Below are 12533 nucleotides of genomic sequence, written 5' to 3' on the forward strand. Positions count from 1 at the left end.
TTAACAAAGATAATGTTCAGTCATGTAATTTAGTTTTTGTAAATTTTTTCTATCATGCTTTCTATTCTTTCGATTTTTTCTTCAATTTTTTTAATTCGTTTAGGTAATTTAACAGCCAAACTAAAAATAAGATAAATAATTCCAATCCATATTGCAATGTTTAATAGTTGAAAAGCTAGAGTCCAGCTAAATTCTACAATGCCTTGCTCCACAATACCAACCCCTCATTTAATTAATAATATTTTGTTTGTATATTTCATCTTATCCCATACTAACATATTGAAAAATGAATCTCTTAAACCCTTCTTATACATGCCATTCATTGGCACTTACCACTATTTACCCCAATTTCTACGATGCAAATATAATCCTTCCCTGTAAGCAGCTGGAATAAAGCTATATCTATTCAGAGAGGCTACACCATCCATCCCGCCTAAACTCCTACAACAGTTTCAGAGCCTCTAGAAGCTATTTATGAGGCATAGGGTTGAGCCAAATCCCAAAAGGATAAATACTAAATGCATCTACCCTCTTGATTCCCTTGTGTCACTTTATACATCTATGTGTAATTATATAATTCTACACAAATCCATAGAAACCCTTTCAGGTTTTAGTATGATTTAACTAATGTTAAATTTGGCAGTCCTAATAGAATGGTATGTGTCATGAATTTTGTATAGACACCCATACAATATTTTTTATAAGCACGCCATTTATCGGTACAAAGCACATTGGTAGAAGACAAATAACTGCCTACCACTTTTTCTACCTTAGACTTTACAATTCTGCCCATGCAACTAGTTTTAGCAATGGTATTCTTATTTCTATCTCTAGCCACTAAAATACATACTTGTTCTTTGCTAATACCTCTATATTTAGATTTACCCCCTCGTTTACGAGGTTTCCTATCAACAATCTTCTTTTGCCCTTTTCAGAGAAAAGTAAGTATGTTTCATCCATCGCAACAATACCATTAAAGGCTTCAATGGTCCCTTGTTTCAATGCATTAAGGATTTTATGCCTCCAATAGAAAAGAGTTGCATGCGATACCCCAACAATTTTTTGAGACTTTCTTAATGACTTCCCTTCTATCATACATTCGATAAACCTAATCCACTTTTCAGGATGCTTTGTTTTATAGAGTGGAGTATGAGTAAAGTCATTAAAGGTTTTATTGCAACTCTTACATTTATATCGTTGACGATTGTTGTATTTGCCGAAACGCATGACTTCTTTTCCATCACAGCGAGGGCATATTAACCCCTTACTAAACTTAGTTTCTCTAAGTTCTTCAATAATTTTTCTATGATAAGGGTCAATAGGCTTTATAGATTCTTTAAGGGTATAATATAGTTCTTCTTTGTAATCTGCATTCATACTATCAATAAACTTTAGCAACTTTTCAAAGGTAACTGGCTTCATACCCTCAACTCCTTTAATTATTCTCTTATATATTATACCCTTATTTGTAGATATATATATAAATCAACAATAGAATTTAACAGAGCCAAGAAATAAGAAACAGAAGGAACAGGTGACTGCTGTTAACTAAACTATCATTAAATATTAAATAACAACCCCCCTCTCTTTTTAATCTAAGGAGAGGGGGGTGTGCATACATTAATTAAAACTTAGCCGATGAGGAAGTAGTCTTTGTACTATTTATCCGTCATTATACTTTTCTAAATAATATTTCCTGTTAACAGAAATTTTACAAAGTAGACTTATAAATTGATCTATTTCATCGTAGGTGTTATATAGTCCAAAGCTTACTCTCACCAGTCCAGGATGGGGTAAAGTAGGGTTAGCAATTCGTTGTTGCATTTCTTGATTGGACACATTCAATAATCTCTGAACATAGGGCTGTGCACAGAAACAGCCATTTCTTACAGCTATTCCTCCCTCCTGGGAAAGGGCATTGGCTATGATGTCATGGGGCAATCCTTCTATATTAAATGGAATAATACTTACACGGTCTTTTATATCATGGGGATTGCCATATAACTGGATATGGGGTACATTTTTAAGGCTTTCTAGGGTATACTGAGTTAAGCTTTTTTCATAGGCATCTATTGCTTCCATTCCCAAGCTTTTTAGCATCTTTAAAGAAGTTACTATAGCTAAAACACCCATAATATTTGGTGTTCCTGCCTCCTCCTTTGAGGGAGGAGGCTGCCACTTGATATAATCGTGGGTAACTAACTCTACTGTTCCTCCACCTACACAGTCGGGAGAACCCTGTTGGAAGGTTTTTTTGGGACCGATTAAAACTCCTGATCCAAAGGGAGCATACATCTTATGGCCAGAAAATACTAGATAGTCAATATGTCCAGGGTCCTTGAGGGATTTCATATCTACTGGGGTATGGGGAACCAATTGAGCACCATCCACCAAAATTTCAGCTCCATGCCCATGGGCCATTTCAGCAATTTCATGGATGGGATTGATGTATCCTGTGACGTTGGATGCTCCTGTTACAGCTACTAGCTTTACTTTCCCATCATAATGCTGAAGCTTTTTCTTTAAATCCTCCAAGGAAAGTCTGCCATCTTTATCTAATTCTATATAATCAACTTTATATTTGTTCCGCCAGGGCAAATCATTGGAGTGGTGTTCCATACAGGTAGATAAGACAACCCCATCTTTATAAATTTCCAACAGTCTATTGGAAAGCTTATTAATGGCTTCAGTTGTATTTTTTACAAACACAACTGTATGCTCACTAGAATCTGCTCCTACAAAATTAGCAATACTCTCCCGAGCTTCCTCATATAATTTAGAAGAAAATTGGGACTTATAGCCTGCTCCTCGATGGACAGAAGCATACCAAGGAGAAAAATCCATAAGCTCCTCAAGGACAGCAAGAAAAGGGGGTGTGGTGGCAGCGTTATCAAAATTAATAGCAGTAGTATAGCTACCATTAAGTAAAGGCACTTTTGTATCAATGCCTGCAATTAAAGCTTTATAATGGTTATAGGGTTTTATATATTGCATTTAGTCATCACCCTTCTAAATAATCTTCTTCTATCCATTGTATGTCGTAAAGAAAAAAACGTGATTAAAAAAATTAATAGCTAATTTAAAAAAACATTGCAAAGAGCTTTAGAATTGAATATAATATTTCTAATTATACATTTTTACGAGAGTAGAAGTGACAATCCAAAGAAGTTATTTATTATACAAAAAAGGAGTTGAGAGATGATGGGAGTTAAAAAATTTAAGAGGGTGCTGGTGGCCAATCGAGGAGAAATTGCTATTAGAATTTTTAGAGCTTGTCATGAACTAGGCATTAGAACGGTAGCTATTTATTCCAATGAGGATCAATGTTCTTTGTTTAGAACAAAGGCAGATGAATCCTATTTAATAGGAAAAAATAAAGGTCCTGTTGAAGCCTATCTTAACATTGAAGAGATTATTAAGATAGCCCTTAAAAAGGGAGTAGATGCTATACATCCAGGGTATGGTTTCTTAGCTGAAAATCCAGATTTCGCTAAAAAATGCAAGGAAGCTGGAATCGTGTTTATTGGTCCTAGTCATGAAATGATTGAAGCCTTAGGTGATAAAATTCAATCAAAGCTGGTGGCAAAAAAGGTAGGGGTACCAACAATTCCAGGGATAGAGAAACCAATTACCTCCGATGAAAAAGCTAAGGAGTTTGCTGACTACTGTGGTTATCCCGTCATTCTAAAGGCAGCTGCCGGTGGCGGGGGTAGAGGGATGCGGATTGTCTATAAAGAGGAAGAATTATTGGAGGCTTATTATAGCGCTAAGAGTGAAGCCCAAAAGGCCTTTGGCAATGATGACATCTTTATTGAAAAATATTTAGAAAAACCAAAGCATATAGAGGTACAGGTCTTAGGGGACGAAGCCGGAAATATAGTACATCTATATGAAAGGGATTGCTCTTTACAAAGACGACATCAAAAGGTAATAGAATTTACACCAGCGCTAACCTTAACCCCTGAGAAAAGAGAAGCAATTTGTCAGGATGCTTTAAAAATAGCTAAGGCAGTAAATTATAAAAATGCTGGAACAGTAGAATTTTTGGTGGATGCCTATGGTAATCATTATTTTATAGAGATGAACCCTAGAATTCAAGTAGAACATACAGTAACTGAAATGGTAACCGGCATTGACTTGGTACAAAGTCAAATATTAATTGCCCAAGGCTATACTTTAGACTCTCCAGAGATCAACATTCCTTCCCAAGAAGCAGTAGAGCCTAGGGGCTACGCTATACAATGCAGGGTTACCTGCGAGGATCCTGCTAATCAATTTGCACCTGATACGGGACGGATTGATATATATAGAACAGGGTCGGGCTTTGGTATACGCTTGGATGGAGGCAATGGATTTACAGGGGCAGAGGTAAGTCCCTACTATGACAGTCTTTTGGTAAAGGTAACTGCTTCGGCTAGAACATTCCAAGATGCTATTAAAAAATCCATTCGTTCTATTAGGGAGCTAAAGGTAAGTGGCGTCAAGACAAATACAGGTTTTTTAATTAACGTATTAAACCATGAAACTTTTTTAAAGGGAGAATGTGATACTGGATTTATAGCTAATAATCCCGAACTTTTTAACATTAAACCTAAAACCGATAGGGAATTAAAATTATTAAAGTTTATTGGAGAAAAAGTAGTCAATGAAACGAAGAGCCTTAAAAAGGAATTCGATGTTCCAGAAGTTCCTAAAGTAATAAGACCCGAAGGACTAAGGGGAACAAAGCAAATTCTTGATGAGAAAGGACCCGAAGGACTGATCCAATGGATTAAACAACAGGATAAGCTGTTGCTAACCGATACTACTATGCGAGATGCCCATCAATCCTTGATGGCTACAAGAGTACGAACAAGAGACATGGTTAAAATTGGAAAACCTACTTCTGTATTGGCAAAGGATTTGTTTTCTGTCGAAATGTGGGGGGGAGCGACCTTTGATGTAGCCTATCGATTTTTAAGGGAATCCCCTTGGGTAAGGCTAGAGCTTCTTCGAAAAAAAATACCTAATATTCTGTTCCAAATGCTTTTGAGGGGCAGCAATGGTGTGGGCTATAAAAATTATCCCGATAATGTTATAAGGGAATTCATTAAAGAATCAGCTGTTGGTGGTATTGATGTTTTCAGAATTTTTGATTCCCTCAACTGGTTGAAGGGTATGGAGGTAGCTGTTGATGAAGTTTTAAAGACAGGGAAAATTGCGGAAGCGTGTATATGCTATACTGGAGATATTTTGGATACTACACGGGATAAATACACCCTAGAATATTATGTGAATATGGCTAAGGAAATAGAAAAGATGGGAAGTCATATACTGGGTATCAAGGATATGTCAGCACTATTAAAGCCCTATGCTGCCCATAAATTAATTAAAGCTTTAAAAGAAGAAATTTCTATCCCCATCCATTTACACACCCATGATACCAGTGGTAATGGGGTTGCCACAATTTTAATGGCAGCAGAAGCTGGGGTAGATATAGTAGATACTGCCTTCAACAGTTTTGCAGGACTTACTAGTCAACCACCTTTAAATTCTGTTGTAGCCGCCTTAGAAAATACCATAAGAGATACAAAGATGAATGTAGATGATTTAGAAAAAATTTCGAATTATTGGAATGATGTACGTCCAGTATATGAACAATTCGAATCTGATTTAAAGTCAGGAACAGCAGAAATATACAAATATGAAATCCCTGGAGGTCAATACTCTAATTTAAAACCTCAGGTGGAAAGCTTTGGACTGGGCCATCGTTTTGATGAAGTGAAGGAAATGTATAAGGCTGTTAATGATATGGTGGGGGATATTGTAAAGGTAACACCCTCCTCTAAAATGGTGGGAGACTTAGCTATTTTCATGGTACAAAATGACTTAACTACAGAAAATATTTATGAAAAGGCTAAAGATATGACCTTCCCTGACTCAGTGGTAGCTTATTTTAAAGGCATGATGGGTCAGCCTATGGGAGGCTTTCCTGAAGAACTACAAAAAATTGTTTTAAAGGGTGAAAAGCCTATTACCTGCAGACCGGGGGAATTGCTAGAACCAGAGGACTTTGACAGTATTGAAAGTTATCTAAGGGAAAAATATAAAATGACCCCAAATAATAAGAATCTACTAAGCTTTGCCCTTTATCCTAAGGTATATGAAGAGTATTTAAATTATATTTTTGAATATGGAGATTTAAGTCGAATGGGCAGTGATGTGTTTTTCCATGGTCTTTATGAGGGAGAAACCTGTGAAATTGAAATTGCAGAGGGTAAGGTTTTGATTGTAAAGCTGCAGGAAATTGGCAGGATAGACAATGATGGAAATCGTTCTGTGGTATTTGAAGTCAATGGAAACCGTAGGGAGATTAAAATATTTGATAAGGCCAGTGGTATTACCAATAGAAAAGAGATGGTCCAACTGGCTGACCCTAACAACAATCTAGAAATTGGTTCCAGTATTCCGGGAACAGTGTTAAAGGTATTGGTAAAGGAAGGGGAGGAAGTCAAGGAAAACCAGAGCATTCTTATAATCGAAGCTATGAAGATGGAAACTAATATTGTTGCTCCTGTAGAGGGCGTCATAGAGGCTGTACTGGTAGAAGAAATGCAACAGGTAAAGGCAGGACAATTATTGATTCGATTAAAGGAAAAATAAAATATAAGAGTATAAAAAGAAGAAGGTCTACAACAATACCTTCTTCTTTTTATACAGAAAGCAACAGACAAAAACAATAGATTAAAGCAAAAAAACAGGGTATACAAAATTATTTTAGAAAATTTAACCACTTGTGACAATCATTGCCTTACTTCGACAAAGAACTTAAGATATAGTTATATTGGTGTTGGAATTTATCAAACAAGTGGGAGAAGATATAGCGATGGAAGGACAAGGGCATAGAAAAAAATACAACACAATGGAATTGAAGATAGGCTTTGCTTTGATTTTTGTGGCATTGATACCCCTAATGTTTTATTGGGTTTTCAACAATATAGCTATTTCAAAAACATTTGCTGAATTAGAAGAAAAAAAAATTCAAAATGAATTAGATCATGTAGGGGATATCTTTGCCTTTAAGGGGGAAATGTTGACAAAGCTAATAAAAGACTATGCCTTTTTTGAAGATACCTATTATAAAATAGAGGAAAAGGACAAGATGTGGTTTGACAAAAATTTCAAAACACCTCTTTATTATGAACATAGTGTTGATTTAGCCCTGGCAATTAACAATAACAAAGAAATAATTTATGAATATGGACTATGGGAACGGGATCATACTCCTTTATTAGAAATTGAAAAAATACAAAATGTTTTTTCTGCCACAAATAAAGACAGGGTTCTCCATGGATTCATAACATATGATGAAGATATATATGTTATGGCAATTGCACCAATCTCCCCCTTTAACAAAGGTCTAAAATCAAATGGCATACTTATTTTTGGCAAAAAGCTAACGCCACAAATGTTGCTTGATATTGAAAGGGAATATGGCTATAGCATATATTTATACCATAAAGATGACTTGATTGCTCCTTATACCCAAAGTAAAAAAGCATTGGTAATGAAGACTTACATTAAGGGGATGATGGATCAGCTACAAGAGGAAAAAATCATGATGACAAAACAGGATAAAATTTTGTCCACTACCGACATAAAAGATATAGACGATGGAAAAATAGGAGAGTTAATATTAATAAGTTCAAGGGAAACTTATCTTTCTACACTGAAAATTATTTACACAAATGGATTTAAAGCCATAAGCATATCAGTTGTTTGCATTCTCCTGTTAGCCTTTTATTTAAATAAAAGGATGATGAAACCCCTCAATACAATCAAAGGAGATATAAACAATATGACTGAGAACCAGATGTTATCTCATATCAAAGTAGAGGGTCCCAATGAAATTATGGATTTAGCTAAGGCTTTTAATGAAATGGTGGATAACCTTCATGAAGAGAAGAAAATTAATGAAGGTTTAAGAGAAAAGCTGGAATACGATAACTTAAAGACAGAATTTTTAGGCAATATATCCCATGAATTGAGGACTCCATTAAATGTAATTTTAGGCAGTATACAGCTAATGGAGCTAGCTGATAGGGGTATAGACTCCTATGGCAATCAAAGGAAACAGGCAAAGGTGATTAAGCAAAACTGCTATAGGTTATTGAAGTTAGCCAACAATCTCATTGATATGACAAAGATTGATTCCGGTTTTTTTCAGCTTAATGCCTCTAAAAATAATATTGTCAAGGTAATAGAAGACACCACATTATCGGTAAGTGATTATATGAAAAACCGAGACATTACCCTGCAATTTGATACGGAGGTGGAGGAAAAATACTTAATATGTGATCCAGATAAAATAGAACGGATTATATTAAATTTATTATCCAATGCCATAAAATCCACAAAACCTGGAGGAAAAATTGACATAATGGTGGAGGATAAGGATGATAGGGTTATCATCCTTATAAGGGATACAGGTATAGGTATTCCCAAACATAAGCAGGACATTATTTTTGAAAAGTTTAGACAGGTGGAGGATTTACTTACAAGAAGCTGTGAAGGAAGTGGTCTCGGGTTACCCTTAACAAAAGCCTTAGTAGAAATGCATGGTGGCAGCATATCCCTTGAAAGTCAATGCGGTAAAGGAAGCACCTTTAAGATTCAGCTTCCCGTCAACTATTTAGAAGAAGATGGAGAAGTAAAAGAGGAGGGCCTAGAGCCAAGCCAGCTGGAACGAATTAGCATTGAATTTTCTGATATCTGCTGTAAATGAATAAAGGTTGATCTTAGAAGAAAATCATCTTTATAATCAACATCAGTAAACAAAGGATTTGTGTCTATAATTTGGTTCATCAATAGACTTTGTAAAAATATATTCCGCTTAAGAAGCGAGAGTCTTAGCAATATACCGAAGGATAAAAAAAGCAGGGAGTAAAAATCAATAGGAAATTGACACAGATTGATGAAAGGTATAAAATTGGATAGAATTATTAGGTAAGAGAAACTAGAGGGAGTGAAGATTTAATGAAGTTTAATATAAAGGATGTGGCGAGGAAGGCTGGCGTGTCTATCTCCACAGTATCGAGGGTAATAAACGACAGTAAGGCAGTAAGACCTAAAACAAAGGCAAAGGTTATAGAAGCAGTTGAAGAATTGGGATATAAACCGAATGCTATTGCAAGGAGTTTAAAAATTAAAAACACCAAGACAATAGGTATCATGATCCCTGATATATCTAATCAATTTTTTCCTGAAGTAGTTAGAGGTGTAGAGGATGTAGCCAATATGTATGAGTACAACATATTTCTTTGCAATACGGATTTAGACCAGGAAAAGGAAATACAATACTTTGGGATATTAGAGGAAAAACAGGTAGATGGTATCATTTTTATGGGGAATATTATTAGAGAAGATCTGGCAAAGCGATTTGAAGCCTGTGACATACCTATTGTATTAATTGGTACCGATTATGGTGATATGCCTTCTGTGACCATCAATAACCTACAAGCCAGCAAAGATGCCGTTAGCTATTTAATTAAAAAAGGTCATAAAAAGGTTGCAATAATTACTGGAAAGGCCTATGACCCTGTTATTGGTGTAGCTAGAAAACAAGGCTATATAGAGGCTTTAAAGGAAGCAGGGCTGGAATATAATGAAGGATTGGTGATAGAAGGAGGCTACCGATTTAAAAGTGGTTATGAAGGAGGAAAAAAGCTGTTAGATACAGAAGATAGACCAACAGCCATATTTGTTGCAAGTGATGAGATGGCCATAGGAGTTATACGGGCAGCTCTTGAGAGGGATATCGACATTCCAAAAGAACTGGCAATTGTAGGATTTGATAATATTGATATGGCGGGAAAGGTATATCCTTCCTTATCTACTGTAGCTCAGCCTATGTATGAAATGGGTGCTATAGGTATGAGGGTATTGACAAAAATATTAAATGAAGAAATGTTAGAGGATAGAAAGGTATTATTAAACTACAGTTTTATTGAAAGGGAAAGTAGCTAATCAAATACTGCTCTTAGGAAACAGGATGTATATTTCATCGTGAAATATAGCAAACAATTAAATGTAAGAAGAAGGATTTTACTAGGAATAGACTGGAACAAAAGCTACCTTACTATTACAGATTGCATAAGCATTAGTTTTGGCATTAAGGGATAATAAGGAAATATAGAAGCAAACTCCTAGAGGCAGTGGCAGTAAAACAGTAGGGGAAAAAAATATATAGGGAAAACAAATTAAAAAATAATTAAAAATGTAGAATAAAAAAGACCTAATTATGTTGACAATAATAATTAAATTAGATAGTATAAAAATAATAAGTAAACTAATATGTGTTAAACATCCAATATATCATTATGGATGTTTTTTTTAGGCTTTGTTTTTTAAAAAGCCTACATTTTCTACTTAAACTTTTGGTTTTTAAATTGAACACATTAGTAGTATAATGATATACATCATAGTAAATGTAAAATTAAATACAGAGGAGGACCATAGATGCATTCAGAAGTAATCAAAAGAGAAGAAAATAAAATTACATTAAAGGTAGTAATAGGTGCAGAAGCATTTGAAGCAGGAATCAATAAGGCTTACAACAAAATGAGAGGGAAATTCAATATTCCAGGATTTAGAAAAGGTAAGGCTCCAAGAAAAATTATCGAACTGAACTATGGAACAGAGATATTTTATGAGGAAGCAATTAATATTACCTTCCCAGACGCTTATGACAAAGCCTTAGAGGAGCATGGTATTAATCCTGTAGATCGTCCATCTATAGAAGACCTAGAAGAAATTCAAAAAGGTCAAGATGTAGTTCTTACAGTTGGTGTCGAAATCATGCCTGAGGTTGTAGTAGAAAATTATAAAGGTATAGAAGTAGAAAAAAAAGAGTATAATGTACAGGAAGAGGATATCCAAAAAGAGTTAGATAGTTTACTAGAGAAAAATGCTAGAATGATTGCAGTAGAAGATAGACCTGTGCAGGACAGCGATATGGTAATAATCGACTATAAAGGAATGATCGATGGAGTAGCCTTTGAAGGTGGAACTGCAGAAAAGCAAAGCTTAAACATCGGTTCAGGTCAATTTATTCAAGGCTTTGAAGAACAATTAATTGGCAAAAATACAGGTGATGAAGTAGAAGTAAAGGTTACCTTCCCAGAGGATTATCATGGTAAAGATGTAGCAGGAAAAGAAGCTGTTTTTGAAGTGAAGATCCATGAAATTAAAGAAAAAGAAGTACCGGCTTTAGACGATGAGTTTGCTAAGGACGTATCTGAGTTTGACACCCTAGAGGAATTGAAGGCAGATGTTAAAAAGAGATTAGAAGAGCAAGCTAAAAATAAAACAGAGCAGGAACTAAGAAATAAAGTAGTAGATGCAGCTATTGACAAAGTGGAGATAAATCTACCTAGTGCAGTAGTTGAAAGACAAATCGATAACATGTTAAGGGATTTTGAATATTCTTTAAGCTATCAAGGCTTGAACCTACAATATTACTACAATATGACAGGTGCAAAAGAAGAAGATTTAAGAAATCAAATGCGTGACGATGCTGTTAAAAGGGTAAAAACACAAATAGTACTAGAAAAAATCAGTGAATTAGAGGCTATCGAAGCTACGGAAGAAGAAGTAAATCAAGAGGTTGAAAAGATGGCAGAACAATATAAGCAAGAAGTTGATAAATTAAAGGAAACTTTAAGAGAAGAAGATATGACTTATATTAAAGATAATATCGTTGTGAGAAAAACGATTGACTTCCTAGTAGCAAATGCCCAAATAGCATAAAGATAAAGCAACACTTAATTCAGGGAAAGTTTTTATTCTTGTGAATTATAGTTGAATTTACTTCATGTAATGCTTACTCCCTCCCTCATTTGATGAAGATGGAGGGACTTAGCAATACAAGTAGATGATAAATATTGGGAGGAGAGATAATATGGCATTAGTACCGGTTGTTGTTGAGCAAACCAATCGCGGAGAAAGATCCTATGATATTTACTCAAGGCTATTAAAAGATAGAATTATTCTTTTAAATGATGAAGTAAATGATGTAACTGCTGGACTAATCGTAGCTCAGTTAATATTCCTAGAATCAGAAGATCCAGATAAAGATATTCAACTATATATTAATAGTCCAGGGGGTTCCATTACAGCTGGAATGGCTATTTTTGATACGATGAATTATATTAAGCCCAATGTATCTACTATTTGCATTGGTATGGCCGCCAGTATGGGAGCGTTTCTATTGGCTGCTGGGGCAAAGGGTAAGAGATATGCCCTACCTAATGCAGAAATCATGATCCACCAACCATTAGGGGGAACCCGTGGGCAAGCAGAGGATATTCGTATTCATGCTGAAAGAATTCTGAAGACTAGGGATACTATGAATCATATATTAGCAGAAAGAACAGGTCAGCCATTGGACCGTGTTAAGAGGGATACCGACAGAGACTTCTTTATGTCAGCTAATGAGGCGAAGGAGTATGGTATTATTGATGAAGTGATAACCGCAAGAAAATAATTGCGGATTA

Annotated in this window: 7 protein-coding genes and 1 pseudogene; 5 read left to right on the top strand and 3 right to left on the bottom strand. The window is 35.3% G+C overall.

The features are described 5' to 3' along the window. Positions 1–29: 29 nt before the first annotated feature. The 3 genes and pseudogenes from BLS22_RS02390 to BLS22_RS02400 all read right to left on the bottom strand — a co-directional run bounded on the left by BLS22_RS02390 (position 30) and on the right by BLS22_RS02400 (position 2994). Positions 30–212, bottom strand: a complete 183-nt coding sequence (locus BLS22_RS02390; protein ID WP_090549785.1) for a hypothetical protein — start codon at positions 210–212, stop codon at positions 30–32. Positions 213–691: 479 nt separating this feature from the next. After that, positions 692–1296, bottom strand: a pseudogene (locus BLS22_RS02395) (IS1595 family transposase); the annotation flags it as partial. A gap of 366 nt (positions 1297–1662) precedes the next feature. Then, the gene (locus tag BLS22_RS02400; protein ID WP_090549791.1) at positions 1663–2994 is read right to left on the bottom strand and encodes an aminotransferase class V-fold PLP-dependent enzyme; all 1332 of its coding nucleotides are present in this window, start codon (positions 2992–2994) and stop codon (positions 1663–1665) included. Between the two features lie 207 nt (positions 2995–3201). Between BLS22_RS02400 and BLS22_RS02405 the strand changes: the two genes are divergently transcribed. The 5 genes from BLS22_RS02405 to clpP all read left to right on the top strand — a co-directional run bounded on the left by BLS22_RS02405 (position 3202) and on the right by clpP (position 12523). After that, positions 3202–6642: a pyruvate carboxylase gene (locus tag BLS22_RS02405; RefSeq protein ID WP_090549794.1), complete on the top strand. Its 3441-nt coding sequence runs from the start codon at positions 3202–3204 to the stop codon at positions 6640–6642. Between the two features lie 223 nt (positions 6643–6865). Further along, positions 6866–8764 (top strand): sensor histidine kinase, encoded by a 1899-nt coding sequence (locus BLS22_RS02410; protein WP_090549797.1) that lies wholly within the window; start codon positions 6866–6868, stop codon positions 8762–8764. A gap of 251 nt (positions 8765–9015) precedes the next feature. Continuing rightward, positions 9016–10005, top strand: coding sequence for a LacI family DNA-binding transcriptional regulator (locus BLS22_RS02415; protein WP_090549800.1), 990 nt, complete (start codon positions 9016–9018; stop codon positions 10003–10005). 492 nt (positions 10006–10497) lie between these two features. After that, positions 10498–11787 carry a trigger factor gene (gene tig, locus BLS22_RS02420; protein WP_090549803.1) on the top strand — a complete coding sequence of 430 codons (1290 nt, stop codon included), beginning with the start codon at positions 10498–10500 and terminating at the stop codon, positions 11785–11787. A 151-nt stretch (positions 11788–11938) separates the two neighbouring features. Then, positions 11939–12523: an ATP-dependent Clp endopeptidase proteolytic subunit ClpP gene (gene clpP, locus BLS22_RS02425; protein ID WP_090549806.1), complete on the top strand. Its 585-nt coding sequence runs from the start codon at positions 11939–11941 to the stop codon at positions 12521–12523. The last annotated feature ends 10 nt before the right edge of the window (positions 12524–12533 follow it).

The sequence above is a fragment of the Natronincola ferrireducens genome (assembly GCF_900100845.1).
GTDB lineage: Bacteria > Bacillota > Clostridia > Peptostreptococcales > Natronincolaceae > Natronincola_B > Natronincola_B ferrireducens.

Bases quoted from the DNA above. Each gene is read 5' to 3' on its own strand.
- BLS22_RS02400 (WP_090549791.1), bottom strand. From the start codon at position 2,994: ATGCAATATATAAAACCCTATAACCATTATAAAGCTTTAATTGCAGGC.
- BLS22_RS02405 (WP_090549794.1), top strand. From the start codon at position 3,202: ATGGGAGTTAAAAAATTTAAGAGGGTGCTGGTGGCCAATCGAGGAGAA.
- BLS22_RS02410 (WP_090549797.1), top strand. From the start codon at position 6,866: ATGGAAGGACAAGGGCATAGAAAAAAATACAACACAATGGAATTGAAG.
- BLS22_RS02415 (WP_090549800.1), top strand. From the start codon at position 9,016: ATGAAGTTTAATATAAAGGATGTGGCGAGGAAGGCTGGCGTGTCTATC.
- tig (WP_090549803.1), top strand. From the start codon at position 10,498: ATGCATTCAGAAGTAATCAAAAGAGAAGAAAATAAAATTACATTAAAG.
- clpP (WP_090549806.1), top strand. From the start codon at position 11,939: ATGGCATTAGTACCGGTTGTTGTTGAGCAAACCAATCGCGGAGAAAGA.